Raw genomic sequence first — 14,331 nt, 5'->3', positions numbered from 1 at the left:
CGGGCGGTAGCCCCCAGTGCTCCCGCCCGCCCGGCGGCTCCTCCAGATCGAACCGCCGTACGCGAAGGAGCATTGATCACTTCCGGCCTCGCGTCAGGTGGTCTGCCGCGTCGTCCTGACGCCGTGGCGCACAGTGGACACGGCCGGACCGCACCGCCGTCCTAGTCGAGTCGCCGCCAGTCCGGCCAGGCGGGTCGCTGGGCCGAGGTCAACGCGTCGAGCATCAGCCGTTCGACCTGCTCCGGCGTCAGCTCCGCGCGCTCGTCGCCGCCCGGCGGGTAGGCGGCCCAGCTGCGGTTCTCGGTGTCCGCCATCACCACGCCGACGGGATGCCGGTGGTCGGTGACCGCCGCGATGGCGCCCCACGGCCGGCGCACGTGCACCTGCTGGTCGAGGTCCGGGTCGAGGTCCCGCAACCACCGTTGGACGGTCTCCCGGTCGGTCACCGGAACGTGTTCGCTGCTCACCCGGAAGATGCTCTGGCTGGTCAGCCGCTCCGCCACGTCCTGCGGCGGCGGATCGTGCCGAGTGGAGCGCCTGCGTAGCCATCCCATGTCGACTCCTCTCGATCCGCCCGGCTTCCCGAGGTGGATGCCCCGCACCGGATGGTCGGGAAACCGGCGCCGGGTCTAAAGTGATCGCCCGCAGCCGAACGGGGGGCGTGATGGCCGACATCGACAAGGTGGCCTGGATCCTGCTGGCCGACGGGCGCATCCTGAGCACCCGTTCGCAGGGCAAGGACGTGTGGTACCTGCCGGGCGGCAAGCGGGAGCCGGGGGAGAGCGACCGCGACACGCTGCGCCGGGAGATCGCCGAGGAGCTGAGCGTCGAGGTGGACGCGGAGAGCGCCGTGCACGTCGGCACGTTCAGTGCGCCGGCGCACGGGCACGCCGCGCACGTGACGGTGCGGATGACCTGTTACACCGCCGGATACCGGGGCCAACTGGCGGCCGCCGGCGAGATCGCCGAGACGGCCTGGCTGGGCTACGCCGACCGGCACCGCGTCTCCGCCGTGGACCAGATCATTTTCGACCACCTGCGCGCGGCCGGCCTGCTGCGCTGACGCCGCCCCGGTCGGCCGCCTGGGCGGCGGTCCCGGCGGCTTCCGGCAGCCCGGCGTCGTTTGCCGCCACCCGCCGGGGGTATGCGCGGTGCCGGTCACGAAGGAGGGGCGGCGTGCAGTTTCCCCGGTTCATCGACGCGGTGTCCCGGCGCTCCGGGCTCGCGCCGGAGCAGGCCGCCACCGTCGCCCGTGCGGTGCTGCAGACGATGGCCGAACGGGTCACCGGGGGCGAGTCGGATGATCTCGCCGGGCAGCTGCCGGACGAGCTGGACGGCTATCTGGGCGCCGGGGCGGGGCCGGCGCAGTCCGCGTCCGGTCCGGCGGAGTTCCTGCGCCGGGTGGGGGAGCGGGCCGGGATCGACGAGGTGGCGGCCCGGGCCGGCACGGCGGCGGTCTTCGCCACCCTGCGCGAGACGGTCACCGTGGGCGAGTTCCAGCAGATGGTGACTCGGCTGCCGCGCGGTGCCGACGGTGGAATCGAGCCCACGCCTCCTGCACCGTACGATGGGTGAGGCGGGCAGCCCACCCATCCTGTCCAAGGTCCGACATCGCCCCACGTTGTCGGAAATTTGCCGGTCATATGGCGTTGAGGCCGAAGGATTCCCCGCAGCTACGCGTCTAAGCGGTGTTTCCTCAATCCGCTAGAGGGATGATCGGCCTATTTCTGTCGGCCGTCGGCTCAGCCCCGATCGACTCTTCGGCCGGACTCTTATTGATGATCTTTGAGCCCACCCATTGAGTCATATGCTGCTTCCATTGTGTAGTCCTGGGGGGGATCATGATCACGGCTGTCTATCGTTGCGCGTCCGTCCTCTATGGAGCGACGTCCGCGTCCTGACATGGCCCACGAGACGTTGATCCATCGCTTCGGCGATGTCGCCGCCGCCTGTCCCGAGCACACCGCCGTCCTCGGCGAGACCCAACAGCTCAGCTACGCCGAGCTGGCCGGCCTGGCCGGTGGGTACGCCGACGCGCTGGTGTCCGCGGGAGCCCGGCCGGGGGACCGTGTCGCGCTGCTGACCGCGCACGGTGCCCGCACCATCGCCGCCATCCTCGGCGCGCTCGCCGCCGGGTGCGCGTACGTGCCGCTGGACCCGGGTTTCCCGCCGCGCCGACTACGGCACATGCTCAACGCCGCCGACGTGCGCACCGTACTGTGCGCGGCGGAGCACGAGGAGCTGGCCCGGCGCCTCGGCGCCGACCGGCCGGACCTGCGGCTGGTCCCGGTCGACGAGGTGCGCCCCGCTTCGCTGCGCCCCGTGCCGGTCGACCCCGACGCGTTGGCCTACGTGCTGTTCACCTCCGGCTCCACCGGCGTGCCGAAGGCGGTCGGGCAGACCCACCGCAACCTGCTTCACGTGGTGCGCAACCAGATCGACACCCTGGAGATCGGTCCCGCCGACCGGCTCAGCCTGCTCGCCTCGTTCAGCTTCGACGCGGCCATCCCCGACCTCTATTCGGCGCTGCTCACCGGCGCCGCCGTCATCCCGGTCGACCTGCGCCGGCACGGGCTGTCGCACGCCGTCGAGCTGCTCGCCCGGCACGGCGCCACCGTCTACCACTCGACCCCGACGGTCTACCGCTTCCTGTTGGACACCCCGGGCGTCGAGCGGCTCGATCGGGTCCGCGTGGTGCTGCTCGGCGGTGAACAGGCCACCCACACCGACGCCGCCCGCGGCCGCGGCCGGTTCGCCCCCGGCTGCGTGCTGGTCAACGGCTACGGCGCGACGGAGATGACCTTCGCCGCCCGCTACGCGCTGCCACTCGCCGAGGCCGACCCGGCCGCCACCGGGCCGCTGCCGATCGGCACCGCGCTCCCCGGCTACCAGCTGCGCCTGGCCGAGACCGGCGAGATCGTGGTACGCGGCGAGCACCTCGCCCCCGGCTATCTCGACCAGGACAGCGACCGGTTCGGCGTCGACCCGGACGGGGTGCCCGCCTACCGGACCGGAGACCTGGGCGAGCGCCTGCCCGGCGGCGAGCTGCGCTGCCTCGGCCGGCTCGACCGGCAGGTCAAGGTGCGCGGCTTCCGGGTCGAGCTGACCGAGATCGAGTCGCTGCTCGCCGCCGAGGCGGGAGTCGCCGCGGTCCGGGCGATCGCCCGCGACGGCGAACTGCTGGCGTACGTCCGTCCGGCCGGTGGCCCGGTCGACCCGGCGGCCCTGCGCGCCGCCCTCGCCCGGCAGCTGCCCGACTACGCCCTGCCGCGCGCCGTCGTGCCGGTCGACGAGTTCCCCCTCACCGTCAGCGGCAAGGTCGACGAGCGGGCGTTGCCCGACCCGACCCGCCCCGTGCCGGCCGGCGCCCAGCCGGCGAGCCCGACCGAGCAGGCCGTGCACGACATCTGGTGCGCGGTCCTCGGCCGCGACGCCGTCGCCCGCACCGACAACTTCTTCGACATCGGCGGCCAGTCGCTGCTCCTCGGCCAGGTGCAGCAGCGTCTCGCCGAGCGGTTCGGGGTCCGGCTGCCGATGCTGCGGCTCTTCGCGCACCCCACGGTGGCCGCGCAGGCCCGACTGGTCGACGAACCGTCGGCCACCGACCGGGCGCCGGCCCCGGCGCTCGCCGCGCCGCCCGCGCCCTCGGTGGCCGCTCGCGAGTACACCGGCGACGAGATCGCCGTCGTCGGCCTCGCCGGGCGCTTCCCGGGCGCGCCCGACGTGGCCACCTTCTGGTGGAACCTCTGCGCCGGCGTTGACGCGATCCACGACCACACCGACGCGGAGCTGGCCGCGCTGGGCATCGGGCCCGGGCTGCGCGCCGACCCCCGGCACGTACGGGCCGCCGGCCGGCTCGACGACGTCACCGACTTCGACGCGGAGTTCTTCGCCTTCGGTGAGCAGGAGGCCGCCCGTACCGACCCGCAGCACCGGCTCTTCCTCGAGGCGGCCTGGGAGGCGCTGGAGGACGCCGGGCAGGACCCGGCCCGTTTCCCGGGCCTGGTCGGGGTCTTCTCGGCAACCTCCGCGAACCGCTACTTCCTCTTCCACCTGATGGACAACCCGGCCGTGGTCGGCGACGTGGACCCGGACGACTGGGAGGCCCGGCTGGTCGGCCGGCAGTTCACCGACCACCTGCCCGGGCAGGTGGCCTACCGGCTGGGGCTGACCGGGCCCGCGGTGGCCGTGCAGAGCGCCTGCTCCAGCTCACTGGTCGCGGTCTGCCTCGCCGCGCAGAGCCTGGCCGACTACCAGTGCGACATCGCCATCGCCGGCGGCGTCAACGTCACCTGGCCGCGCTACCGGCACACCCCCGGCGGCCTGGCCTCACCCGACGGACGCTGCCGCGCCTTCGACGAGGCGGCCAACGGCTCCGGCTTCGGCTCCGGGGTTGGCGTGGTCGCGTTGCGCCGGCTCGCCGAGGCGCAGGCCGACGGCGACCGGATCTACGCGATCCTGCCCGGCTGGGCGGTCACCAACGACGGCCCGGACCGGGCCGGGTTCGCCGTGCCCGGCCCGGCCGGGCAGGCCGCCGCGGTCGCCGGTGCGCTCGCCGCCGCCGAGGTGCCCCCCGGTGAGGTCCGGTTCATCGAGGCGCACGGCAGCGGCACCCCGCTCGGTGACGCCATCGAGGTGGCCGCCCTGCACGAGGTCTACGCGGGCGGCCCGGCCGAGACGTGCGCGCTCGGCTCGGTGAAGACGAACATCGGGCACCTGGACGCCGGCGCCGGCATCGCCGGGCTGATCAAGGCGGTGCTCGCCGTGCAGCACGGGGTGATCCCGCCGAACCTGCACTTCACCCGCGCGCACCCGGAGATCGACCTGGCCAGCGGCCCGTTCTACGTGCCCACGAAGGCCCGCGACTGGCCGGAGGCCCCGCGCCGGGTCGCCGGGGTCAGCTCCTTCGGGCTGGGCGGCACCAACGCGCACGTCCTGGTCGAGCAGCCGCCCCCGGTCGAACCGGTCGACGGTCCGCAGCCCACGGCGCACCTGCTGCCGGTCTCCGCGCGTACCCCGGCGGCGCTGCGGGACGTGGTGACCCGGCTGCGGCAGCACCTGGCCGGCGCCGCACCGGCGTTGGCCGAGGTGGCCGCGACGCTGGCGCTCGGCCGGCGGGCGTTCGACTGCCGGGCCGCCGTGGTCGCCGCGGACCTGACCGGGGCGATCAGCGCCCTGGACGACCTGCTGGCGACCGACGCCCGGGTGGCCGGCGAGCCGGCGGAACTGCGCGAGCTGGCGGCCGCCTGGGTGGCCGGCCGGGACGTGGACTGGACGGCGTTGCACCCCGACGGGGCGGTATGCCGCACCAGCCTGCCCACCTACCCCTTCCAGCGCCAGCGGTACTGGATCGACCCTGCTCAGAAAGGCACGCGGTGAACTGGTTCGTCTCCGCCGGAGGCCGCAACCCGGCGCCGGTCCAGCTCTTCTGCCTGCCGTACGCCGGCGCCGGCGCCAGCGCGTTTCGCCGCTGGCAGGACGGGATCGGCGCGGACGTCGACGTGCTGCCGGTGCAGCTGCCCGGCCGGGAGAACCGGATCACCGAGGACCCCCGGTTCCGGGTGGCCGACGTGGCGCGGGCCATCGCCGAGCGGGCCACCGGCCGGTACGCCATCTACGGCCACTCGATGGGTGGCCGGCTCGGCTTCGAGGTGGTCCGTGAGCTGCGCCGGGAGGGCTACCCGTTGCCGCTGCGGCTCTACGTCGGCGGCGCCCGCGCCCCGCACGTCACGGCGCCCAGCCTCTTCGACGGGCTCTCCACGGTCGACGACGACGAGCTGCTGCGCCGCCTCGGCGACGGCGGCGGGCTTCCCGCCGAGGTGCTCGAGCACCCCGAGCTGGTCGAGCTGCTGCTGCCGTTGCTGCGCGCCGACTTCGGACGGGTGGACAGCTACCGCTACGTACCCGGCGAGCCGCTGCCGGTGCCGATCGTGGTGTTCAGCGGTCGGCGGGACCGGGCGGTGAGCGCCGAGCAGAGCGCGGCCTGGCGGGAGCACACCGCGGGCGGCTTCGCCCTGCACGAGATCGACGGCGGGCACTTCTTCCTGGACGACGCGCTGCCCGAGCTGCTCACCGCCATCCGCGCCGACCTCACCGCCGCCCTGGCCGGTCACAGCCCCGCCGCCGGCGCTGCGAGCGTCGAGGCCGCGGTGGTCGCGGACAGTGCCACGCCCGCCACCGCGGCGGCGGGAGTCGGCGCGCACCGGGTGCCGCTGGGCGACAGTGGCTGGTCGGTCTGGCGCGACGCGATCCTGCGTACCACCGGCTTCGCCGCCGACGGGCTCACCATGCTCTCCGCCCCGCAGGCCGCGGCGGCCGCCGACGAGCTGCTGGCCAGCGGCGCCGGTGCCGAGCAGTTCGACAAGGAGTTCGCCGAGGCGGTCGCCGCCACCGGCCGTCGGCTGACTGAGCTGGCCGGCGACCCGCTGCTTCGCGAGGCGGTGACCTGGCAGAACCGCAACGCCCTGGTCGCGCTGGACGGGCTGCGCCGAGGCGGCCCGGACGCCCCGCGCAACGTGCGCCGCCGCGACCGGGAACGCGCCCTGCTCAAGTACTGGCAGCGCTACTGCGGCAAGAACGAGACGGTCGGCTTCTTCGGCCCCAGCTGCTGGGCCACCATCGACCCGAGCTTCCCGGGTACTGCCGAGATCCGCCCCGGCCCGGCGCTCACCCGCCGCCGGTGGGTGTGGTTCGAGTCGTGGGCGCTGACCGCGTACGCCGACCGGATCGGGCAGGACCTCGCGGTGCGCGGCTGGTGGCCGCCGCGGCTCGCCCCGCAGCTGCGGCTGGTCGAGCGGGAGGTGCGCCGGCCCGGTCGCCCGCCGGTGCCGCTCTCCCCGGTCGAGGCGGCGCTGCTCGCCGCCGCCGACGGCGACCGTCCCGCCCGGGAGCTGGTCGCCGACCCGACGATCGGGCTGCGCCGCCCGGAGGACGGATACGCGCTGCTCGACCGGCTGGTCGAGCGGGAGCTGATCACCTGGGACGCGGCGCTGCCGGTCAGCCCCGCCGCCGAGGGGGTGCTGCGGGAGCGGATCGGATCCATCGGCGACCCGGCCGCCCGGGACGCCGCCCGGGCCGGCTTCAACCAGCTCTGCGCGGCCCGGGACGCGGTCGCCGCCGCAGCCGGCGACCCGGACCGGCTCCGCGTCGCCCTGGACGCCCTGGACGAGACGTTCACCGCGCTGACCGGCCAGCCGCCCCGACGCCGCGACGGGCAGATGTACGCGGGGCGGACGCTCTGCTACGAGGACACCAGCCGCGATCTCGACGTGGTCTTCGGCGCCCCACTGCTGGAGAGCGTCGCCGCCCCACTCGGGGTGCTGCTCCAGGCCGCCCAGTGGCTGGCCGGCGCGCTCGAGCAGGCCTACGGGGCGGTGTTCCGGGAGCTCTACGACGAGCTGCGCGCCGAGGCCGGCGACGCCCCGGTGGCGCTGTCCGACCTCTGGTTCCTGGTGCAGGGGCTGTTCTGGGGCGGGGGTGAGCGCCCGGTGGACGCGGTCGCCGCCGACTTCGCCGGCCGGTGGGCGGGGCTGTTCGGGCTGGATGCCCTGCCCGCCGGGACGACCGAGGTCCAACTGCGGGTGGACGACCTCGCCGCCCGGGCCGCCGAGGCGTTCCCCAACGTCCGAGCAGGCTGGACCAACGCCCGGCTGCACAGCCCGGACCTGCAGATCTGCGCCGCCGACGCGGACGCGCTGGCTCGCGGCGACTACACCGTCGTCCTCGGCGAGCTGCACGCCGCCTGGCCCTCCTTCGACTGCCAGGTCTTCACCCCGTCGCACCCCGACGTGGAGCGGCTGCGCGCCGCGCTCGCCGAGGACCTCGGCGAGCGGCGGATCCGGCTGCTCTTCCCCACCGACTGGCCGCGGCGTACCAGCCGGGTCGCCGAGGCGCTGATCGGCCCGACCGACCAGCAACTGGCCTTCGCGCCGGCGCCCGGGGCCGACCCGCGCCGGGTGCTGCCCACGGTCGCGCTGACCGTGACCGACGAGGCGGGCCGGCTGGTGGTGACCGCGCCGGACGGGCAGCGCTGGCCGCTGACCGAGATCTTCGCCGGCCTGCTCGCCGCGCACGCCGTCGACGGGTTCAAGCTGGTGGCGGCGGCGCCGTACACGCCCCGGATCACCCTCGACCGGTTGGTCGTGGCGCGGCAGACCTGGCGTACCACGGTCGGCGGCAGCGGGCTGGGCACGGTGACCGGGGAGCGGGAACGGTTCCTGGCCGTGCGCGCCTGGCGTCGCCGGCTCGGCCTGCCCGAGTGGGTCTACGTCAAGCTCGGCACCGAGACCAAGCCGTGCTTCGTCGACCTGAGCAGCCCGGCGTTCGCCAACATGTTCTGCGCGATGGTGCGGGCCGCCCGCACCGACGGCGGCGACGACGCCTCGCTGGTGGTGAGCGAGATGCTGCCGACCCCGGACGACGCCTGGGTGCCCGACGCGGCAGGCCGGCGCTACTTCAGCGAGCTGCGGCTGCACATCGTGGCCGCCGGCGAGCCGGAGGTGACGCCCCGATGAGCCACCGCATTCCGCTCGGTGACACCGGCTGGTGGGTCTGGCGGGACGTCGTGCTGCGTACCGCAGGTTTCCCGGCCGCCGGGTTGGCGGCGTTCGCCGCGCCGGACGCCGCGGCCGCCGCGGACGCGCTGCTCGCCGGCGACGGCAGCGCGGAGCTGTTCGACAAGGCGTTCCAGGCGGCCCTGCTCGACACCTCCGCGCAGGCCGACGCGATCGCCGCGGATCCGCTGCTGCGCGAGGCGGTCACCTGGCAGAACCCGGACATGCTGGTCGCCCTCGACGGTCTGCTGCGCAGCGATCCGGCCGCGCGCAACTGGCGCCGGCGCAACCGGGAGTCCGCCCTGTTGCGGTACTGGCAGCGCTACTGCGGCAAGGCCGAGACCATCGGCTTCTTCGGGCCGGTCTGCTGGGCGAGCTTCGACCCCGACGACCCGGAGACCCGGCTGCGGGCCGGCCGCGGACTGGTCGCCCGCCGGGAGGTCCACTTCGAGGCGTGGGCGCTGATCGCGTACGCCGACCGGCTCGCCGAGGACCCGGCCGTGCGCCGCTGGTGGGCGCCGGCGCTGCCACCGCACCTGAGCGTCGCGGGTCGGCAGCTGCGCCGGCCGCTGCACCCGCCGACCGAACTCACCGTCGCCGAGGCGCGGTTGCTGTCGCACTGCGACGGGCGGACCCCGGCCGAGACGGTGGTGCGGCAGGCCCTCGCCGACGGCGACTCCGGGCTGCGCACCGAGGCCGACGGTTACCTGCTGCTCGACCGGCTGGTGCAGCGGGCGCTGCTGGCCTGGGACGCGGCCCTGCCGATCAGCCCACGCGCCGAGCGGGTCCTGCGCGACCGGCTCGCCGCGATCGGCGACGCCACCGTCCGCGCCGAGGTCACCGCCGATTTCGACCGGCTCTGCGTGACCCGCGACGCGGTGGCCGAGGCCGCCGGCGACCCGCAGCGGCTCGGCGTCGCGCTCGCCGCGCTCAACGCCGAGTTCACCGCGGTCACCGGCCGGCCGGCGACCCGGCAGGGCGGGCAGATGTACGTCGGTCGCACCGTGCTCTACGAGGAGACCGCGCGGGACCTGGAGGTCACCGTCGGAGCGGCGGTGCTGGACGCGCTCGCCGCGCCGCTGGCGATCGTGCTCCAGGCCGCCCGCTGGCTCACCGCCGAGATCGGCCACGCGATCCGGCGGCTCCTCGACGAGCTGCACGCCGAGCTGCGTGGCGACGGCCCGGTCCGGCTGGCCGACATCTGGTCGCTGGCGCAGGGCCTGCTGGTCACCCCGGACGGGCCGCTCGCCTCGGCCAGCGCGCAGTTCACCGCCCGCTGGGCCGAGCTGTTCGACCTCGACAGCGCCGCTCCGGGCCAGCCGGAGCTGCGGCTGCGCAGCGCCGAGCTGGCCGAGCGGGCGGCCACGCTATTCGCGGCGTCCGGCCCCGGCTGGCCGTCGGCCCGGATCCACAGCCCTGACGTGCAGATCAGCGCCACCGACGTGGCGGCGATCAACCGGGGGGAGTTCCTGCTCGTCCTCGGTGAGCTGCACCCGGCGTACGCGCCGTTCGACGGGGTGGTCTTCGTTCCGTTCCACCCCGACCCGGCGGCGCTGCGCAGCGGACTCGACGCCGACCTCGGGCCGGCCCGGGCCCGGGTGCTCTACCCGGCGGGCTTCCCCCGGATCACCACCCGGACCACCTACGCGTCCACCCGACCGGGCGACCGGCAGTTCGGCATCGACACCGCCCGCGGCGCCGACGTGGACAAGCTCGTCCCGGCCACCGAGGTGCGGGTCGAGCCGGACGGCGACGACCTCGCCGCGGTGCTGCCCGACGGCAGCCGCTGGCCGCTGGTGGAGATCTTCGCGCACCTGCTCGGCGCGCTGCTGCTGGACAGCTTCAAGCTGGTCGCGCCGGCCCCGCACACGCCGCGGATCACCATCGACCGGCTGGTGGTGGCCCGGCGCACCTGGCGGACCACGGTCGGGGAGAGCGGAATGGCCGGCGTCGCCGGCGACGCCGAGCGGTTCCTCGCGGCCCGCCGCTGGCGGCAGCGCCTCGGGCTGCCCGAGCGGGTCTTCGTGAAGGTCGGCACCGAGGTCAAGCCCTGCTACCTCGACCTGACCGCCCCGCTGCACGCCCAGTCACTCTGCGCCATGGCCGACGCCGCCGCGAAGACCGGCCCGGACGTGTCCATGGTGGTCAGCGAGCTGCTGCCCGGCCCGGACGACGCCTGGGTGACCGACGCGCAGGGCCGTGGCTACGTCAGCGAGCTGCGCCTGCAGATCACCGATCCGAGAAGCTACCGGGGAGAGAACGGGTGACCGACATCCTGTCCATCAGCGTGGTGCAGGGGGAGCCGCTGCCCTGGCCGGACGTGACGCTGGCCGAGCTGATCGTCGCGCAGGCCGCCCGTACGCCGGACGCGGTCGCGGTGCGCCAGTGGGACGCCCGACTGAGCTACCGGGAGCTGCTGGACCAGGCCGCCGGGGTGGCGGCCGCCCTGCGCGCGCGTGGCGTCGGGCGGCAGAGCCGCGTCGGGGTGTGCGGACACCGCCGGCCCGAACTGGTCGCCACCGTGATCGGCGTGCTGCTCGCCGGAGCCTGCTACGTGCCGCTGGAGCCGGGCGGCCCGCGGCGGCGGCTTCGGGAGATCGCCGCGGACGCGGACGTGTCCGTCGTGGTCGGCGATGCGGCCGAGGCCGAGTTCGCCGACGTGCCCGGCGTGACCGCGATCGCCCTGCCCGGCCCGGCGCCGCTCGCGCCCTGCCCGGCCCGCCCCGGCGACCCCGCGTACGTGCTCTTCACCTCCGGGTCGACCGGCCGCCCCAAGGGGGTGCTCACCACCCACCGCAACGCCGTCGAGTTCGTCCACGGCGTGGTCGCGCTCAGCGGCGCCGACGCCGGCGTGCGCAGCCTCGGCATCGCCTCGCTCGGCTTCGACGCGGCCACCATGGACCTCTTCGTTCCGCTGCTGCTCGGCGGGGCGGTGCAGCTGCTCGGCGCGGACGACCGGGCCGACCCGGTCCGGCTCGCCCGGTTCATCGCCGCGCACGAGGTGAACTGGGGGTTCATCACCCCCACCGTGCTGGCCATGCTCGACCCGGCCGAGCTGCCCGAGTGGCGGGTGGTGCTCTGCGGCGGCGAGGCGGTGCCCGCCGACCTGGCCGCCCGCTGGGCACCCGGACGCACCTTCCTCAACGGCTACGGGCCGACCGAGACCACCGTGCTGGCGGTCAGCGGCCCGCTGACCGCCGCCGAGTCCGATCCGGTGCCGATCGGCGTGCCGCTGCCGAACCACCGGGCCTACGTGGTGGACGACGCGCTGCACCCGGTGCCGCCGGGGGAGACCGGCGAGCTACTGATCGGCGGCCCCGGCCTCGCCGACGGCTACCTCAACCGGCCCGGCCTGACCGCCGAGCGGTTCGTCCCGGACCCGTACTCCGGGCTACCGGGGGAGCGGCTGTACCGCACCGGCGACCTGGTCCGGCTGGACCGCAACGGGCGGATCGTCTACCTCGGCCGGGCCGACCGGCAGGTGAAGATCCGGGGCCAGCGCATCGAGCTGGGCGAGGTGGAGGCGGTGCTCGCCGACCTGCCCGGCGTGGACCGGGTCGCCGTCGAGGCGGTTCCCGGCCCGGCCGGCACCGAGCTGGTCGCCTTCCTCACCCCGGCCGACGCGCCCGACGACGAGCGGCTGCGGGCGTACGCCGGGCCACGGCTGACCACCGCGATGCTGCCGGCCCGGGTGCTACGCCTCGCCGAGCTGCCGGTCAGCCCGACCACCGGCAAGCTGGACCGCTCGGCGTTGCGCGCGCTGGACGCCGTGGACCGGCCCGCTCCGGACGCGCCGGTGGACCCGGTGGCGGACGAGCCGGTCGACCGGGCGGTCGCCCGGATCTGGGCCCGGTTGCTCGGCGCGGCGCCCGAACCGCAGACCGACTTCCTCGCCGCCGGCGGCAACTCGATCGCGGCGATGCGACTGGTCGCCGCGCTCCGGGCCGAGCTGGGCCGACACGTCGACACCCAGGACGTCTTCACCGGCCGGACGTTCGCCAACCTGGTCGACCGGGTCGCCGCCGCCGAGTCGTCCGAAGCGGACGGTCTCAGCACCGGCAACCCGCCCACCCTCTCCCCGCCGCAGCGCCGGCTCTGGTTCGTCGACCAGCTCGCGCCGTCCAGCGCGCCGTACAACATCGCGGTGGCGCACCGCCTGCACGGCCCGCTGGACACCACCGCGCTCGGCGCGGCGCTGCGGGCGGTGGTCGAGCGCCACGACGTCCTGCGCTGGCGGATCCCCCAGACCGCCGGCGTGCCGTACGCGGTCCGCGAGGAGCCGACCGACGTGGCGGTGCCGGTGGTCGACCTGACCGACCGCGCCGACGCCGACGGCGAGCTGGCGGCGATGCTCGCCGCCGGCGCCGGGCACGCCTTCGACCTGGCCACCGGGCCGCCGTGGCAGGTGGCCGTCTACCGGCTCGGCCCGGACGAGCACGTGCTGGCGGTCACCCTGCACCACGCGGTCTTCGACGGCTGGTCCGAGGCGGTCCTCTACGACGATCTCGCCGCCGCGTACGCCCAGGCGGTGGCCGGGCGGGTGCCGGCCCTGCCGGCGCTGAGCGCCACCTACGCGGACTACGCGGTGTGGCGGGCGGAGCGGGACCGGCGCCGCGGCGAGGCGGACCTGGCCTGGTGGACCGGGCACCTGTCGGGCGCGCCCACCGTGCTGGAGCTGCCCCGGGACCGTCCCCGGCCGGCGGAGCAGACCTACGCCGGCGCCGAGGCGGCGGTGCGGTTCACCGAGGCGACCGACCGCGCGGTGCGTGAACTGGCCGAGCGGCGCGCCACCACGGTCGCCGCGGTGCTGCTGGCCGGCTTCGGTGAGCTGCTCGCCCGGCTCACCGGCGGGGACGACCACGTGCTCGGCGCGATCGTCGCGGACCGCCGGCTCGCCGCCTTCGACGACGTGGTGGGCTTCTTCATCGACACCGTGCCGGTGCGGGTCCGCACCGGCGGGGCGAGCTTCACCGAGCTGGTCGACCGGTGCGCGGCCGAGCTGCACGAGGTGACCACCCATCCCGGCGCCCCGCTGGAGCGGATCGTCGAGGCGCTCGGTGTCGGCCGGGACACCTCCCGCGCGCCCCTCGTGCAGGTGCTGTTCAACGTACTCAATTTCGTGCCGCCCCGACTGACGCTGACCGGGCTGGTCGGCGAGCCGGTCCCGGTGCCGAAGCCCGGTTCGCCCTTCGACATCACCGTCTACGTGGTGGAGCGGGCCGGCCGGATCGGCGTCGAGGTGGTGCACAACCCCGACCTGTTCGACGGCGAGCGGATCGAGGCGCTCCTGGACGACCTGGCGGCGCTGGTCGGCGCGCTCGCCGCCGACGCGGACGCGGCGGCCCGCGAGGTCGCCGTCGAGCTGCCCCGGCCGACCGTCCGGGTGGCCCAGCTCGGCGCGATGACGGTGGCCGCCGCCGAAGCTCCGCGTACCGCCCTGCCCGCCGGCCCCGACGGGCTGACCGAGACCGAGGAGCTGATCGCTGGCATCTGGCGCGAGGTGCTGGAGCGCGACCGGGTCGGCGTCGCCGACAACTTCTTCGACATCGGCGGGCACTCGCTCGCCCTGGCCGCGGTGCACGCCCGGCTGACCGCCGCGACCGGCCGCTCCATCAAGATGCTCGACCTGTTCCGCCACCCCACGATCCGGGCGCTCGCCGCCAGCTTGGACGGCGCCGCCGACCGGCCGGAGCTGGCCCGCGCCGCCCTGCGGGCCGCCGCCCGCCGCAGTCGTACCCGCCGTAACCCGCCCCGCCGCCCCGGCGGCACCGCGCACTGA

At 75.5% G+C, this 14,331-nt stretch carries 7 protein-coding genes; 6 read left to right on the top strand and 1 reads right to left on the bottom strand.

Going from position 1 to position 14,331, the window contains the following annotated elements:
- Positions 1–161 precede the first annotated feature (161 nt).
- Positions 162–554 carry a hypothetical protein gene (locus tag ACIP9D_RS28865; protein WP_350874669.1) on the bottom strand — a complete coding sequence of 131 codons (393 nt, stop codon included), beginning with the start codon at positions 552–554 and terminating at the stop codon, positions 162–164.
- Positions 555–664: 110 nt separating this feature from the next.
- Here ACIP9D_RS28865 and ACIP9D_RS28860 point away from each other — a divergent pair, with 110 nt between their 5' ends.
- From ACIP9D_RS28860 to ACIP9D_RS28835, 6 genes are all read left to right on the top strand, one after another.
- On the top strand, positions 665–1,063 hold the full coding sequence (locus ACIP9D_RS28860; RefSeq protein WP_350874670.1) for an NUDIX domain-containing protein: 399 nt from the start codon (positions 665–667) through the stop codon (positions 1,061–1,063).
- A gap of 113 nt (positions 1,064–1,176) precedes the next feature.
- On the top strand, positions 1,177–1,575 hold the full coding sequence (locus tag ACIP9D_RS28855; protein ID WP_350874671.1) for a DUF2267 domain-containing protein: 399 nt from the start codon (positions 1,177–1,179) through the stop codon (positions 1,573–1,575).
- 327 nt (positions 1,576–1,902) lie between these two features.
- The gene (locus ACIP9D_RS28850; protein ID WP_350874672.1) at positions 1,903–5,379 is read left to right on the top strand and encodes an AMP-binding protein; all 3,477 of its coding nucleotides are present in this window, start codon (positions 1,903–1,905) and stop codon (positions 5,377–5,379) included.
- Positions 5,376–8,513 carry a thioesterase domain-containing protein gene (locus tag ACIP9D_RS28845; RefSeq protein WP_350874673.1) on the top strand — a complete coding sequence of 1,046 codons (3,138 nt, stop codon included), beginning with the start codon at positions 5,376–5,378 and terminating at the stop codon, positions 8,511–8,513. Before ACIP9D_RS28850 ends, ACIP9D_RS28845 begins: the two co-directional genes overlap by 4 nt.
- On the top strand, positions 8,510–10,819 hold the full coding sequence (locus tag ACIP9D_RS28840; protein WP_350874674.1) for a lantibiotic dehydratase: 2,310 nt from the start codon (positions 8,510–8,512) through the stop codon (positions 10,817–10,819). Before ACIP9D_RS28845 ends, ACIP9D_RS28840 begins: the two co-directional genes overlap by 4 nt.
- Positions 10,816–14,331: an amino acid adenylation domain-containing protein gene (locus ACIP9D_RS28835; RefSeq protein WP_350874675.1), complete on the top strand. Its 3,516-nt coding sequence runs from the start codon at positions 10,816–10,818 to the stop codon at positions 14,329–14,331. The genes ACIP9D_RS28840 and ACIP9D_RS28835 overlap by 4 nt, the downstream gene beginning before the upstream one ends.

The organism is Micromonospora sp. NPDC093243, from assembly GCF_044753725.1.
In the GTDB taxonomy this organism is placed as follows: domain Bacteria; phylum Actinomycetota; class Actinomycetes; order Mycobacteriales; family Micromonosporaceae; genus Micromonospora.
The sequence above is the reverse complement of the archived record's forward strand: the minus strand, read 5'-3'. Positions and strand labels throughout refer to the sequence as shown.